General features: G+C 38.6%; 16 protein-coding genes and 1 riboswitch. All 16 genes read left to right on the top strand.

Annotated elements, in window-relative coordinates:
- The first annotated feature begins 82 nt into the window (after positions 1 to 82).
- The 16 genes from Q4D72_RS06190 (at position 83) to Q4D72_RS06115 (ending at position 15,474) form a co-directional block, all read left to right on the top strand.
- A complete protein-coding gene (locus Q4D72_RS06190; RefSeq protein WP_303076791.1) occupies positions 83 to 811 on the top strand; it encodes a MotA/TolQ/ExbB proton channel family protein in 729 nt (242 codons plus the stop codon).
- A 29-nt stretch (positions 812 to 840) separates the two neighbouring features.
- Complete coding sequence (locus tag Q4D72_RS06185; protein ID WP_303076790.1) at positions 841 to 1,230, top strand: hypothetical protein; 390 nt, start codon at positions 841 to 843, stop codon at positions 1,228 to 1,230.
- Between the two features lie 4 nt (positions 1,231 to 1,234).
- Positions 1,235 to 1,849: a biopolymer transporter ExbD gene (locus Q4D72_RS06180; protein WP_303076788.1), complete on the top strand. Its 615-nt coding sequence runs from the start codon at positions 1,235 to 1,237 to the stop codon at positions 1,847 to 1,849.
- Between the two features lie 14 nt (positions 1,850 to 1,863).
- The gene (locus Q4D72_RS06175; RefSeq protein WP_303076787.1) at positions 1,864 to 2,343 is read left to right on the top strand and encodes a biopolymer transporter ExbD; all 480 of its coding nucleotides are present in this window, start codon (positions 1,864 to 1,866) and stop codon (positions 2,341 to 2,343) included.
- Positions 2,344 to 2,476: 133 nt separating this feature from the next.
- Complete coding sequence (locus tag Q4D72_RS06170) at positions 2,477 to 3,004, top strand: DUF3575 domain-containing protein (RefSeq protein ID WP_303076785.1); 528 nt, start codon at positions 2,477 to 2,479, stop codon at positions 3,002 to 3,004.
- A 176-nt stretch (positions 3,005 to 3,180) separates the two neighbouring features.
- Entirely contained in the window at positions 3,181 to 6,303 is a 3,123-nt protein-coding gene (gene ccsA / locus Q4D72_RS06165; protein ID WP_303076783.1) for a cytochrome c biogenesis protein, read from the top strand.
- Positions 6,304 to 6,532: 229 nt separating this feature from the next.
- Entirely contained in the window at positions 6,533 to 7,795 is a 1,263-nt protein-coding gene (locus Q4D72_RS06160) for a pyridoxal phosphate-dependent aminotransferase family protein (RefSeq protein ID WP_303076782.1), read from the top strand.
- Positions 7,796 to 7,871: 76 nt separating this feature from the next.
- Positions 7,872 to 9,356: a hypothetical protein gene (locus Q4D72_RS06155; RefSeq protein WP_303076780.1), complete on the top strand. Its 1,485-nt coding sequence runs from the start codon at positions 7,872 to 7,874 to the stop codon at positions 9,354 to 9,356.
- Positions 9,357 to 9,450: 94 nt separating this feature from the next.
- The gene (locus tag Q4D72_RS06150; protein WP_303076778.1) at positions 9,451 to 10,158 is read left to right on the top strand and encodes a polyprenol monophosphomannose synthase; all 708 of its coding nucleotides are present in this window, start codon (positions 9,451 to 9,453) and stop codon (positions 10,156 to 10,158) included.
- 24 nt (positions 10,159 to 10,182) lie between these two features.
- Positions 10,183 to 10,542 (top strand): diacylglycerol kinase family protein, encoded by a 360-nt coding sequence (locus Q4D72_RS06145; RefSeq protein WP_303076776.1) that lies wholly within the window; start codon positions 10,183 to 10,185, stop codon positions 10,540 to 10,542.
- A gap of 25 nt (positions 10,543 to 10,567) precedes the next feature.
- On the top strand, positions 10,568 to 11,134 hold the full coding sequence (locus tag Q4D72_RS06140; protein ID WP_303076774.1) for a 1-acyl-sn-glycerol-3-phosphate acyltransferase: 567 nt from the start codon (positions 10,568 to 10,570) through the stop codon (positions 11,132 to 11,134).
- Between the two features lie 296 nt (positions 11,135 to 11,430).
- Positions 11,431 to 12,024 (top strand): hypothetical protein, encoded by a 594-nt coding sequence (locus Q4D72_RS06135; protein WP_303076773.1) that lies wholly within the window; start codon positions 11,431 to 11,433, stop codon positions 12,022 to 12,024.
- Positions 12,025 to 12,230: 206 nt separating this feature from the next.
- Positions 12,231 to 12,932, top strand: a complete 702-nt coding sequence (locus Q4D72_RS06130) for a M949_RS01915 family surface polysaccharide biosynthesis protein (protein ID WP_303076771.1) — start codon at positions 12,231 to 12,233, stop codon at positions 12,930 to 12,932.
- 30 nt (positions 12,933 to 12,962) lie between these two features.
- Entirely contained in the window at positions 12,963 to 13,523 is a 561-nt protein-coding gene (locus Q4D72_RS06125) for a hypothetical protein (RefSeq protein ID WP_303076770.1), read from the top strand.
- A 68-nt stretch (positions 13,524 to 13,591) separates the two neighbouring features.
- The gene (locus Q4D72_RS06120; protein WP_303076769.1) at positions 13,592 to 14,983 is read left to right on the top strand and encodes an RtcB family protein; all 1,392 of its coding nucleotides are present in this window, start codon (positions 13,592 to 13,594) and stop codon (positions 14,981 to 14,983) included.
- A gap of 70 nt (positions 14,984 to 15,053) precedes the next feature.
- Positions 15,054 to 15,152: riboswitch (SAM-I-IV-variant riboswitch) on the top strand.
- 58 nt (positions 15,153 to 15,210) lie between these two features.
- Complete coding sequence (locus Q4D72_RS06115) at positions 15,211 to 15,474, top strand: hypothetical protein (protein WP_303076768.1); 264 nt, start codon at positions 15,211 to 15,213, stop codon at positions 15,472 to 15,474.
- Positions 15,475 to 15,649: the final 175 nt, after the last annotated feature.

Below are 15,649 nucleotides of genomic sequence, written 5' to 3'. Positions count from 1 at the left end.
TGTTGTACTTAATTGATTTTTAGGTACATAAATAAACCATTAAATAATTATTAAATTAACTAACAAATTAAAAAGATTAACAATGAAAAAAATGTCATCTAAGCTACTTTTGGTAGCTATGCTAATTTTAAACGTTGCTATGGTTAGCGCACAAGAGGTTCAAGCAGCAGCCGACTCAAAAGGGTTTCACCAAGTGTTGAAGGAGCGTTTCATTGAGGGTGGTCCTGAGTTTATGGGGGTTGTATTGTTGTGTTTGATTTTAGGTTTGGCAGTAGCCATTGAAAGAATCATCTACTTGAATATGGCAACAACCAACACCAAGAAATTAATTGCCGATGTTGAATCAGCTTTGGATACGGGAGGTGTTGAAGCTGCAAAAGAAGTTTGCCGTAACACCAAAGGGCCTGTTGCTTCTATTTTCTATCAAGGTTTAGACCGTTCAAGCGAAGGTATTGATATGGTTGAAAAATCAGTAGTTGCTTACGGTGGTGTGCAAATGGGGCAACTTGAAAAGAACGTTTCTTGGGTTTCTTTGTTTATCGCTATCGCTCCAATGCTCGGGTTTATGGGTACGGTAATCGGTATGATTCAGGCGTTTGACAAGATTAGTGCCGCCGGTGGTTTGGACGCTTCATTGATTGCCGGTGATATTAAAGTGGCGTTATTGACAACCGTATTCGGACTTATCGTTGCCATTATCCTGCAAGTGTTCTACAACTACATTATCGCTAAAATTGACGCTATCGTAAATGATATGGAAGATGCTTCTATCTCATTGGTAGATTTATTGGTAGCAAGACAAAAAAGATAGTATTTCATAACAAATAAAGAGTTTAAACTATGTATAAAATATCAAAAATAGGTGCTTTGGTATTGGGTGTTATAGGAGCCTTGCTTTGGATAGTGTTGGTAACCTCAACAAACACGCAAGACGTTCAAAATGCACCTATGCAATGGATGTTTGTGATTTCGTACGCACTGCTTGCCATCGCCATATTGGTGGCCATCGTTTCGGGTGCTAAGAATATTTTGGCAAACCCCAAAGCATTGAAGAAAACGCTTATCTATACCGGAGCTTTTGTTGTTATTGTGGGGCTATCGTATGCCTTTGCATCAGGTGAAAGCACAGAAAAGTTAGTAAGCACAGGTTTAATTTCGTTCTATATCCTTACAATAGTGGCAGTTGCACTATTGATATTCTCAGGGATAAAGGGCGCTTTAACAAAATAATATTATGGCAAAAAGAGCACTTCCGGAGGTGAATGCCGGTTCAATGGCTGATATTGCGTTCTTGTTGTTGATATTCTTTTTGGTAACAACAACCATTGAAACCAATGCAGGTATTACCACAAAGTTGCCTCCAAAAACTCCGGCTGATATGCCGCCACCGCCACCGGTAAAAGAGAAAAACGTATTGGTTGTGGTTGTGAATAAAAACAACCAGTTGTTGGTGAACAATCAGTTAGTTGAGTTGAAAGATGTACGAAAAGCGGCTGTTGATTTTTTGGATAACGGTGGTGACGGTTCTTGCGCATATTGCAAAGGAAATAAAAATCCGCTGTCATCTGACAATCCTGAAAAAGCAGTTATTTCACTTAGAAATGACCGTGAAACATCTTATAAAACCTATATTTCAGTTCAAAATGAGTTGATTGCAGCCTATAATGAATTGCGTGAGCGCGAGCGTAAGCGTCTTTTCCCCGAAGAGGTACCTTACGTTCAAATGGATGAGCAGTTTAACGCTGCCAGAACGCCCAAATCGCGCAAGGAAGAACTGGAAGGAAAAATCAAAAAATTGCAGGAGTTGTTTCCAAGAAAATTGTTAGAAGCAGCACCTAAGAAAAACTAAAAATCAGAATTAAAATGTCAAAATTTACGAAAAAGAAAAGTGGTGAATTGCCACCGGTTTCAACGGCATCTTTACCTGATATTGTTTTTATGCTTTTGTTCTTCTTTATGACCGTAACGGAGATGAAAGATAGCGATTTGATGGTTCACAATAAGGTGCCAACGGCAGATCAAGTTCAAAAACTTGACAAAAAAGACCCTGTGGTGTATATTTACGCAGGAAAACCTCTCGAAAAATACCAAGATAAATACGGTTCAAACGCAAAAATTCAAATTAATGACAAGTTTGCCGATGTGTCAGAGGTTGCGCCTTTCATATTGCAATACAGAGACGGAATCCGTGAGGAGTTGCGTGATATCTTTATCACCGCCCTTAAAGTTGACGCCGATACCAATATGGGGCTTATTAGTGATATTCGAGAGAAATTACAAGATGTTAATGCACTGAAACTTACTTATATTACACGCGAAGGCGCTGTTGTAGAAAAAAAATAAAGGTTTGATTGCTTAATATGAAATGAAAACACCCGAAACGAAATTAAACTTCGTTTCGGGTGTTTTATTTGTAATTACTTGGCTATTTTAAAAAAACATAGTACATTTGCAATTAGTTTAAAAAAATAATCAGATGAAGAAAATTATTGCCGTATGTTTGTTGTTGCTTGGAACAAAAGCATTTGCACAAGACTCAAAAGATTTTCCAAAGCACGAAGTCAAGTTAAATATTCTTAATGCTATCGCCATTGCTTCGGTGGAATTAGGTTATGAATATTTTATTGATTTTAACCAATCGATTGATGCTGAGGTGTTTTTCAATGACCGTTTTTCGTATTTCCCGAAAGATGGCGGAAAATACAAAGCTACTAGTTTCAAATTAGGATACAATTATTATTTTGATTTGGACAATTTGTCGGGTCCTTACATCAATCCGTTTATAAAAACCCGCTTTGGTGAGTGGAAAAAAGAAAATGAGGTTAAAAACTTGGATAGCTTCATTTTAGGATTGGGTGTGGGGTATCTTTGGAATTATAACGATACTTTCACCGTGGCTCCGTATGTGAACATTGCCCGTAACTTTGGTAAGGGAGTTACTGATGATAATTATTTCTGGGCTATTGAACCCAATGCGGGTGTAAAAATCGGATACAGATTTTAACAACGTTTTTAGAAGTACAAAATCAAGCCTGAGTAAAGTGTTTTACTCGGGCTTTTTTTGTGTTAAGTAAAAACAAAAGCCGAAAACTTTTGGGTTTCTGTTTTGCGCTTTGGGCTTTATGTTATATCTTTGTCGGTCATAATTTTTACGTATAAATTACTATGTTAAACCTTTTTATGAAGTTTATATTTTCAACGCGTTTGATGGCGGTGTTGTTTGTGGTGTATGCTGTTTCTTTGGGATTGGGAACTTTTATTGAGAATGATTACGGCATCGATACCGCTCGAATTTGGATTTACAATGCGTGGTGGTTTGAGTTGATAATGTTCCTTTTTATGGTGAATTTCATCGGGAATATAAAGCGTTACAGTCTTTTGAAAAAAGAAAACTGGGCGGTGCTGGTGTTGCATCTCTCGTGGGTGTTTATTATTTTCGGGGCATTCATTACGCGTTATGTGAGTGATGAGGGGCTGATTTCAATCCGTGAAGGCGAAACGGCTGATTTTTATGTGTCTGACCGTACGTATGTTACCGTTTTTGTTGATGGTCAGCACGATAGCGAAGCGCTCAGGAAAAGCAACCAAACCGAAGTGTTGTTTTCGCCCCACACAAACAACAACTACCGATGGGCTTCCGATTTTAAAGGAAAAGACTTTGAGGTGAATTATAAAAAGTTCGTCAGAGGCGTACAAGAAGGTTTTGTTACCGATGCAAATGGTGAAATGCACTTGAAATTGGTGGAATCAAGTATGGGAGAGCGCCACGAGCATTATCTCAAAGATGGCGACATCAGCAATATTCATAATATTCTCTTTGCGGTAAATCGCCCAACAGAAGGAGCTATTAATCTGATAATTAGTGAAGAAGGATATTTTATAAAAACGCCTTTTGAGGGGAATTACATGACGATGGCAACCCAAGAAAGAACTTCGGTTTTAAAGGATAGCCTTCAACCTTTACACTTGCGTTCGCTTTACACGCTGGGCGATACGCAATTTGTCGTGCCCGAACCGATGGTTAGAGGCAAGCAAGGTGTGATTCAACTACCTGAAAAAGAAGTAACAAGAGAAAGTGCCAATGCGGTGGTTTTTGAGGTGAAATCAGGAAGCGAAACCCAAGAAGTGATGGTAATGGGGCGTAAAGGTTCGGTTGAGTCGCCTAAAACCGTAACTGTTAATGGATTGGATTTTCACATCAGTTATGGTTCGCGCCGCGTGCCGATTCCGTTTGCCATAACACTCAACGATTTTATTGCGGATAAATATCCGGGTACGGAAAACAGCTATTCCGCATTTAAAAGCAAGGTAACGGTGGCATCAAAAGAGGATAAGTTTGATTATGAAATTTATATGAATAACATATTGAATTACAAAGGATATCGATTGTTTCAGGCGCAGTTTCATCCCGATGAAAAAGGCTCGGTAATTTCGGTTAATCACGATTATTGGGGCACGCTTTTCACTTACATCGGTTATTTTTTACTCTATGGCGGGCTGATTGCCTTTATGTTTGTGGGTAATTCCCGTTTTGTGAAGTTAGCCAAGCAATTGAAAGGCTTGCAACTCAAACGTGCTGCAACATTATTGGCACTTTTGATGGTTGTACCGGCTGCTTTTGCACAACATTCGATGCGACCTACTGAAAAACAGCTTGATTCCATTTTGAAGGTCACCACCGTGAGCAAACAACACGCCGAACGCTTTGGTGAGCTTGTTATTCAAGATGCCGGACGAATGAAACCCGTGCACACGTTTGCTTCTGAATTGTTGCGCAAAATGAGCAAAAACGACACGTTCAGGGATATGAACGCCAATCAGGTGTTGCTCTCAATGATGCTTAACCCGATGGCTTGGTATTACGTTGATTTGATGTCTGTTAAAAAACAAAACGATAGTCTGCACGCCATTTTAGGGGTTGAAAAAGGAAAAAAATACGTCAGTGCGGTTGATTTTTACGACGAGAAGATGAACTACAAACTGGCGCCGTTTCTGCAAGAAGCCTATGCCACCAACACGCCCAATCAGTTTCAGAAAGATTTCAAACAAGCCGATGAACGTATGGGCTTGCTCAACAGGGCGCTTTCCGGAGAGATTTTGAGAATTTTCCCGCTTTTGGATGACGCCAACAACAAATGGGTATCAACACTTGAATTTCGTGAAAATCCCAAAATGGTCAGCGATACGCTCTATGCCAATTTTATTAACGGGGCAGTGCCGATTTATTTGAATATGCTTCGGCAAGCGATACAGACCGGTGATTACACTAATCCGGATAAATTGTTAGACGCTTTTAAAACAAACCAGCAAAATCACGGCGGGGCGGTGCTTCCTTCCGAAAGTAAAATAAAAGCCGAAATTTTATACAATAAAGCTCATATTTTCAATAGATTGTTTCAGTGGTATTTATACGTAGGAACGTTGATGTTTGTCTTGCTCATTGTTGATATTTTTTCCCGAAGCAAAGTGGTTAAAAACATCATTAAAGTATGTAAATATTTGATTTTTGTATTGTTTATATTGCATACGCTGGGGCTTATCGGGCGTTGGTACATTTCGGGGCACGCCCCTTGGAGTGATGCCTATGAAAGTATGATTTATGTGGCGTGGGCTACGATGGGTATCGGTTTGGTGTTTGCCAAGCGGTCGCCTTTGTCATTGGCTTCCACGGCGTTTGTAACCTCAATGATACTGATGATTGCCCATTGGAACTGGATGGACCCTTCCATCGGAACGTTGCAACCCGTGTTGAACAGTTACTGGCTGATGATTCACGTGGCGGTGATTGTGGGCAGTTACGGACCTTTTGCACTCGGGGCAATTTTGGGCATTGTGTGTATGTTTTTGATGATTTTTACGACCCAAAAGAACAAAAAGAAACTCGCGCCGGCAATTCAAGAGTTGGTCATCGTGGGCGAATTGGCGCTTACGGTGGGCTTGGTGATGCTTACCATCGGGAATTTCTTAGGTGGAATGTGGGCAAATGAAAGCTGGGGGCGTTACTGGGGTTGGGATCCGAAAGAAACTTGGGCGCTTGTGAGTATTATGGTTTACGCCTTTGTGATTCATATGCGTTTAGTGCCGGGCTTACGCGGGAAGTGGGCGTTTAGTTTTGCCGCTACGGGTGCTTTTTTCAGCATTATGATGACCTACTTCGGGGTGAATTTTTACCTCTCCGGATTGCACAGTTACGCCAGCGGTGATAAAATCATCACCCCTTCATTTGTGTATTACTCGGTGGCTTTTGTGCTGATTTTAGGTGCGGTTTCGTATTGGAAATACCGTGTTTATTATAAGAAATAGTATATTGTAGTAAAAAAAAAATCCGTCTGTTAGGCGGATTTTTTTAGTAACCTAATATTTGAAAAAATACGTCATTCCGTAAAAAATAGTGGGAAATATTTCTGCAAAAAAAGAACTATTTTTTAGGGTGCTTACGCTATTTCGTAACGAACAAAGCGCTAAAATCCAAAAAATAAATGTATATTTGCGCCTTAATTAACAAATTGATTTCAAGGAAAAATAAATAAAAATGACAGATTTATTTAACAGAATAAAAAACGACAAAGGGAACATCGGGCGTTGGGCTTCTCACGCCGAAGGCTATTATGTTTTCCCGAAATTGGAAGGCGAATTAGGACCGAGAATGCAGTTTCAAGGCAAGGAAATCCTGAATTGGAGCATCAATGATTATTTAGGGTTGGCAAATCACCCTGAAATCCGTAAGGTAGATGCCGAAGCCGCCGCCGAATACGGAGCCGCCTATCCGATGGGAGCAAGAATGATGAGCGGGCACACTTCAATGCACGAAGAATTGGAACGCAATCTCGCCGAATTTACCCACAAAGAAGCCGCCTACTTGCTCAATTTCGGTTACCAAGGAATGGTTTCTATCATCGATGCGTTGGTTGCCAAAAACGATGTGATTGTATATGACGCTGATTCTCACGGATGTATCATCGACGGGGTGCGTTTGCATTTCGGAAAGCGTTTTACGTACCAACACAATGACGTGGAGAGCTTTGCCAAAAACATCGAACGAGCCAAAAAATGGGCAGAAGGCACGGGCGGTGGTATTCTCGTAATTACCGAAGGCGTTTTCGGAATGCGTGGGCAACAAGGCAAGCTCAAAGAAATCCTCTCGTATAAAGAAAAATACGGCTTCCGAATTTTGGTGGACGATGCGCACGGCTTCGGAACACTCGGAAAAACGGGAGCGGGAGCAGGCGAAGAACAAGGCGTTCAAGACCAAATCGACCTGTATTTTTCCACCTTTGCCAAGTCAATGGCGGGTATCGGAGCGTTTGTGTCGGGCGATAAGGAAATCATTGATTATCTGAAATATAACCTGCGTTCGCAAATGTTTGCCAAGTCACTTCCGATGATTTTCGTTAAAGGGGCTTTAAAACGTTTGGAGATGCTCCGCACGATGCCCGAACTGAAACAAAAGTTATGGGATAACGTAAATGCCCTTCAAAATGGACTGAAAGCCAGAGGGTTTAACATCGGCGACACCAACACTTGCGTAACGCCTGTTTTCCTACAAGGAAGTATTCCTGAGGCGATGGCAATGGTGAATGATTTGCGTGAAAACTACCGAATTTTCCTATCCATTGTGGTGTATCCCGTAATTCCGAAAGGAATGATTTTGCTACGAATGATTCCGACGGCTTCCCACACGATGAAAGACATCGAAGAGACACTCAACGCATTTTCGGCCATACGCGAAAAATTGGAAAGCGGTGTGTATCGCAAACAAAATGAAGCACTTGCCCAAGAAATGGGACATATGTAAAAATCGTAAAAATAGGTTATTGAGGGAAATAATTTTTCTCAATAACCTAATTATTAATTTTAAAAATAATCTTACAATGAAAAAAAGAAATCTGTTGACATTCATCGCTTTTGCGGTAACCATTATCCTTAATGCACAAGACATTAAAGTAAAAAAAGGAGAATTGTTGTTGGATAAAAAACCTGTCGCCCGAGTTGAAAAGGTAGACAAAAAATATCAATTCAGTGATTTATCAGGTAATGTGATGTTTTCTGCCATAATAACCCAACAGACAGTTCTTGGAAACTATACATCAGAAAGATGGTTACAACTAATTGGAAATAATGGAGTTGTAAAAGAATTGGAACTCCCCGGTAAGCTTACCTTTACTTTTAGTAACGAAAAATATAATATTGATGCAGTTTTAAAATCGGAACAAAATCTGCTTACAGTGAATGGAATTGACAAGGCATCAGTAGATACTTTTTTCCAAAATGAAGACAAACCGTTTTCTGACAAATGGGATGCTATTTTTGAAAAGGAAAAAGCTGTCATCAAACAAGAAGACGAATTAGCTGCTACTGACAAAATTACAATAGATAGTAAAGGAAATATCTTGAAAAAAGACCAGAAAATAGGAACAATTTCTTTTACTTCTGAAACAGGAAAAGCTCCCGGAAGTTTAACAATGAGTACCTACAAAGTAAAAGATTTAAGTGGAGGTGTTATTGCTAGCTCGAATTTTAATAATATGACCACAGACTATTATTCTGTAAAAACGTACGATCAGAAAAAAATAGAAATTTTTGCCCCTACATCCAAACAATACACTTCAATGGGAATTGACAGGGATGACTTAGCAAAAAGAATTGTTTATCGTTTGTATGCCTCAGGCTATCCTTTTGGCGATATGACTGAAGTTTATAAAAAATACATTGCTGACGCCAATCAAAAAGTAATGGATGAGAATAAAGAACGGGAAGACCAAGCTAAAAGTGCTTCATTAAATATTTATGAAACGCCAGGTTATTTGATAGATAAAAATGGTAAAAAACTTGAAGGATTTATTACCATCGAATTTGAATCAATTGATAAAAAGCTTGGTAGAGAAAAAAATGTGAGTAACCTTACTTCGTATGGTAATTCTGTTAGTATTAAAATAAGTGGTGAGAAAAAGATAAAATATCATAAAGCAAAAGACGGAGTGAAATTTTGTATCGGAAATCGTTGTTTTTTAGGAACTAAGAGTGAAGAGGATGGTGCATTTGGTCACGGAGGCTCACAATTAGATGCTCTTTCAGGCGGTTCAAGTCAATTTTTTGAAGTTCTTTATGAAAAGGATGGAAATTACGTACTGGCACACGTTAAATATCCTGAAGAGTATTACATTAAACTAAGAGGTAAAGAAAAAGCTGTATATTTGGGTTATGAAGCTACTTTCGGAAAGAAAAGTGCTGACAAAGTAGAGAAAATATTCAATAAATACATAAACTGTACATCTTTAAATTTTGTGGATTATGACACAAAATCAAAAGAAAGTGTGATTCAAATAGTAGAAGACTATATGAAATCGTGCCAATAGAGAAGAAATATCTTTACGTATAACTTGAAACTTTGCCACGTTTTGTAAAAATTGTGGCAAAGTTTTTGTTACCATCAAGTTTCATACAAAAATAATGCTTGTAATCATTCCCACATATAACGAAATCGAAAATATTGAAGCCATTATCAGAGCCGTTTTTGAGCAGTCGGAAAGGTTTCATATTTTGATTGTTGATGATAATTCGCCCGATAAAACCGCTGCAAAAGTGTGCGAATTGCAGAAGATATTCCCTGAAAAGCTGTTTTTGGAAGTCCGAACCGAGAAAAAAGGCTTAGGAACGGCATATATTCACGGATTTAAGTGGGCTTTGAGTCGGAATTACGAGTATATTTTTGAAATGGACGCTGATTTTTCGCATAATCCCGCTGATTTATTGCGTTTATACGATGAATGTTCCAAAAATGGGAGTGATATTGCCATTGGTTCGCGATATATTAAGGGTGTGAACGTGGTAAATTGGCCTCTTTCGCGTATTTTGCTTTCGTACGGAGCTTCTTTATATGTAAAAATCATCACAGGAATGAAAATTCACGACCCCACAGCGGGTTTTATTTGTTACCGCCGTTGCGTGATTGAAGCCATTGAGCTTGACAAAATTGAATTTATCGGTTATGCTTTTCAGATTGAAATGAAGTACAAAGCACACCTTAAAAAATTCAAAATCACCGAAGTACCGATTGTTTTTACCGACAGAACCAAAGGAAAGTCCAAAATGAACGGAAGCATCATCAAAGAAGCCATTTGGGGGGTGATGGCAATGAAATTACGAAATATTTTTTAAATTTGTATTACTTTTTCTCGCAAGATGATTACATTTATTAAAAACAGAATCAGGAGTTTATATTACGTATTGGTGGGTGTTTGGTATTTAGTACGCAAAGAACCACCCATTTTCGTGCACGTTTTTGTTACGCTGTTTCTCTTTTTTTTAGGGTTTTATTTTGGTATTTCAAAAACCGAATGGATGATTCAAATTTTGTGTTGCGGTAGCGTTTTAACCATTGAGAGTCTGAATACTGCCATTGAAAAAATCTGTGATTTCATTCATCCTGAATATCATAAAAAAATAGGAGTCATTAAAGATATTTCGGCAGGAGCCGTGGGTTTTGCCGTAGGCACTGCAACAATCGTATTATCAATTCTTTACTATCCTCATTTCTTCTAATTAATAACTAAAAAATCACAAAACAATGAAAAAAATAATAGGAACGCTTGTACTAAAATTATTAGGTTGGAAAATCGTTTTGGAAGGCGATGTTAATAACCTGAATCGCTGTGTGTTAGTGGTGGCGCCGCACACTTGCAATTTTGAATATTTATTGGGGAATATGGTTTATTGGAAGTTCCAAAAACCATTGAGGGTCATCATTAAAGATGCACACACAAAGGCTTGGTACGGCTTTATTATCAAGTGGTTAGGTGGAATAGGAATTAATCGTTCTCAGCGAAATAATCTCGTTCAGTTTGTGACGGAATTATTTGAAAAAGAGGATTTTAGCTTGGTAATCACACCCGAAGGAACGCGTTCACGAGTAGCAAAATGGAAGTTGGGCTTTTATCATATGGCTCTCGGTGCGAAAGTACCGCTTGTTTTGGCGGGACCCGATTTTAAAACCAAAAAAATCCATATTGGGAAAATTATCAGCGTGCAAGATTTGGAAAACCGTTCTTTTGAAGAGATTATGAGCGAATTGGAGGCATATTACAATAAATTCACGCCGCGTTATCCCGAAAAATGGAATCCTAAAATTTATTAAACAAAATTCAATTATTTACAAAAAATATTGTAATTTTGGTGATGTAAAAGATTTATTTCTGAAAAATACGCTAAAAAAAATGAAAGGAATGGCACAAAAAATATATCCGAAGTCTATGATTTCGGATTTTATTTTCTTCAAAATCAAACTTTTCAACCAGCGAATTATTTTTCTATTATGGTAATGCTAATCGTTTTGAAAACAGATTATTATGATTAGAAAACCGAATTATTCAATCAAAAACTAATTTCTTTGATTTTTAAAGGAAAAATATTCTTTTTTTAATAACTAAACTAATGAAAATCAACTATTTATTTATACTAATTGCTTGTATTTTCGCTTTGCCGATATACGCACAGGAGCAAAATTGTACTTTGCAAAACATTATCTACACTTCAAAACCCTTTGATTCACAGCGGAATACCTACGCCGAGCTATTGCCCTCAAAAACAGACATCAGCAAGGAAAATATCGCTCCGTTATTGCTGAAAAACAATTATTTAGGCTTTATCGGAAACGACAAAAAACGCTTAGAAATCAATTTTCATTCCGCTGAGAAAATGGCAAACAATCACAGCTATCAAGTGAAAGGAAATACCATAGTTGGTAAGAATAACATTGATTTTCAAGGTATTATTACCGTAAAAGAGGCGTATTCCTTCTCGTTTTATCCCTTTGGTGTAGATGATGAATTTAAAGGAAAAGTGAAAGACAAAGGCATCATCGTGTTTGGTTATGAGTTTGTGGAAGACGAAAAATTAAAGGCTTCGGGCGTTTTTCGTGGCGAAGGCGTTATCCGCTGGTATGTCAATGACAAAAACGAATTTTTGTACGACGATATCGACTATTTTTCGGATTGGTATTTCAACAACGCCTTTCTCGGCACTTAGACGAGCCACAAAACGCTGAAAACCAAGCCCTGTAACTGGGGGCAGTACCGCATTCCTTGCTCGGACGATTTGGACATCGGAGCGGGAGAATTTAGTCCCAACCCCAAATATTACAAAAACGGCTGGGAGGATTTTATGGATTTGGAATAGAAAATATCGTATTTTTGGCGTTATTTTTAATTTCTTCAATAAAAAAATAAAACACTATGAATCAATATTTTAAGATATTTTTTATTATTTTTATGCTCTTCGTTACTTCGGTTGGGAAGGCACAGATGAATGACGAGGTTGGAGGCGTTCTCTTGACAAAAACGGAGGTCGAACAGCTTTTTCCTGATGAGGTGCTGCAACAAATCGGCGTTCAGTTCCCCATTTTTAGGGTGTATTCCTTTGAGGACAAAAAGGGCAAACACTATCTGATTTTGACCGAAAACCTCACAAAAGGCAAGATAAACGATGAAAATAGCCTGAAAAAATCCATTAAGGCGTTTAATATGTATCCGTCAGATAATCAGCGGTTTAAAACAGAATGGACAATCACCGATTTCATTAACGAAACGGAGGAATCGGTTTGGTTTTGGACAAAATACCTGAATTTGAAGGATTTAGACAATGACGGACTTGCCGACCCCATAGTCGTATATGGAACCAAAGCCACTGATATAGAGGATTATGGGGAAAGCCGTTTGAAAATACTCATTTATCATCGCGGAGAAAAAATTGCCATTCGTCACCAAAATTCGACCTTAGACTACGGGCGACACACCCAAATCGACCAAAAATTTTACCAACTTCCCCTTGGCATAAAGAAAAAAGTCGATGCAATTATAGGGCTTTTGATGGAAAATTGGCATTCCGTATTCGATGCGGAAGTTATCAATAAAATCGAAAAGTCGTTGAAAAAGTAAAATTTTAACACAATTCCCAATCCAAAAAATATGAAGAGAAAACTATTGATAATCATCTTTTTAATAACTCTAATAGGCTGGGGTTGTGTTTATTACTTTAAATATAAGGAAAATAAAAAGCAAATCGAAGAAGTTCAAAAAGTAGCATTATTAGAGAAAATCGTTCTGACGGACAATTATAGAAAAACAAACGGACTTCCTTTGATAAATCAAGATTTTATAACAGAAGACAGCACAGTAATTTACGGAAAATGTATTGATGATTTTATAGAAATTTATTATGATAAAAAGAATGGGGACGAGAAAAATATTTATAAAATTTCAGATAGTATTTATCTGACTATTAAATATATACACACTCAAAATGCTCGTGCTTTGGGCATCTTTTTATCACAAGAAAAAAAGCATAAATACATCAGTTTTGTAGATTTTCACAACTCTTTAAAAAAACATAATAAGCTCTGTTTGAGCAATGACACCTTATTTTATAATGAAAAAATCAAGGACGGAAAACTAAATGATACCATCGTGAGTCGTTTTGAAAAAGAAGAATTGAAAAAGTTAAATCGTTTTGTTTTTTCTAATCAATAAAACATTGTATTTCAATACATTACAAAAACGACTAAAAGGTATTTATTTTATAATTTTAAAATCAAAAAATGGGAAATTTAAAACTCAAAGGAAAAGATATATTAAAGTTGGGATACCCTAACAATCAGTCGGTTAATGTGGCGTTGGAGGTGATGAAACGCAATTTTAACAACAAAAATCAGGCGTATGTAAAGTCGCTTTTAAAGGAAATTTTGGCAAATCCGAAAGCCTTTGAAAAAGACCTTACTTTTGGGCAAATCGCCGAAGAATTGCTGTCGTCTCAAAAAACCGAAAAACGCCAACTCAATTCCCAACGAGTTGATTTCAAAATATTTGGAACAAACATTTCGGACGATGCCAAAAACCAACTCTACACCGCCCTGAAACTGCCCATTGCCGTGAGCGGTGCCTTGATGCCTGATGCTCACAGCGGTTACGGACTGCCCATCGGAGGCGTGTTGGCGGTGGAAAATGCCGTGATTCCGTATGGCGTGGGCGTGGATATTGGTTGCCGTATGTGCTTGAGTATCTTGGATATACCTATTTCATATTTGGACGGAGCGAGGGACAAATACGAGAAAATGCTGTTGGAACACACCAAATTCGGAATGTATGAAGTGCATAAAACCCACACCGACCACGAGATTTTTGACCGCGATACTTTCGACCTCATTCCGATTCTTAAACGACTGAAAGACAAAGCTATAAAGCAAATGGGAACTTCGGGCGGAGGCAATCATTTCGTGGAGTTTGGCGAGGTGGAACTGCTGGAAGACGACCCGCAAATCGGACTTCCGAAAGGCTCGTATTTGGGAATATTGTCGCACAGCGGTTCGCGTGGTTTTGGGGCGGAAATCGCTCAATATTATGTGCGAGTGGCAGCCGAACAATGTCCTTTACCCAAAGAGGCTCAGCACTTTGCGTGGCTCGACCTTGATACGCACCTCGGTTTGGAGTACTGGAGGGCGATGAACTTGGCGGGGGATTACGCTTCGGCCTGTCATCACGACATTCACCGCCGCCTCATTCGTGCCATTGGCGGAAGATTGAAGGCTCGTATCGAAAATCACCATAATTTTGCGTGGAAGGAAACGCACAACGGCAAGGAGGTGGTGGTGCATCGCAAGGGGGCGACCCCTGCCAATGTAGGCGAGTTGGGCATCATTCCTGCCTCGATGACCGAAAAGGGTTTTATCGTTCGTGGTAAGGGCAACGCCGAGTCGCTTTGTTCGGCATCGCACGGAGCAGGTCGGGAGCATTCGCGGAGTGCCTGTAAAACGCTTTTCACCCAAAGTGACATAAAAAAAGCGCTGAAAGACAAGAATATAACCCTCATCGGAGGCAACGCCGAAGAAGCTCCAATGGCATACAAAAACATCACCGAAGTAATGAACGCCCAAACCGATTTGGTGGACATCTTGGGGACTTTCCAGCCCAGAATCGTAAGGATGGATAGGTAGTGCCGAAGATTGGAAATTAGAGGAAATCTGCACGAAAATTTGTGTGGAAATCAGGAATTGTTTATCTTTGCACAATCATCAGGAGTTTCTGAATGTCAGAACGCCAACCGAGCTTAAACCAGTCACGGTGGTTCAGAATGAGGGTAATATGCCAAAAATTAAGGTTCATTTTATGACTTCATAACTTCTGTTGTAAATGTAACGTAATCAATTAAATACATTATACAATGGAAAAAGAAAAAACACTCAAAGAACATTATCAAGATTACAAACGCAAATTTTCACAGCAAACAATTGACGAGCTGATTGAGGCATTTAATCGAGAGGTGGGTAATAATGGTTGGGTAAGTATACGAGGTGCTTACTTGAAGGCTTTACGCGAGGAACTTGTTGTCAGGGATTTAGATTGTAGTGATTTTATCTATGAAAATTCAATGTCGCTACGGCATAAAATCTATTTGGAAGGAAATAAGTTGAAAATTATAAATTAATTGTTTTTATGTGTTTACATAAGTTGAAAGTTTCTATCAAGTTGGATAAACTTGATAGAAATTTTTTTTATGAAAAATGTGAATGTTCACACGACAAAACAAAAAAAGCACCTACATTTCTGTAAGTGCTTGATTTTCTTTGCTCCCCCTACTGGACTTGAACCAGTGACCCTCT

Origin of the sequence: Capnocytophaga sp., assembly GCF_030532915.1 — a bacterium.
Classification (GTDB): Bacteria; Bacteroidota; Bacteroidia; order Flavobacteriales; family Flavobacteriaceae; genus Capnocytophaga.
Note: the sequence above shows the minus strand (reverse complement) of the source record. Positions and strands in the feature narration are given on the sequence as shown.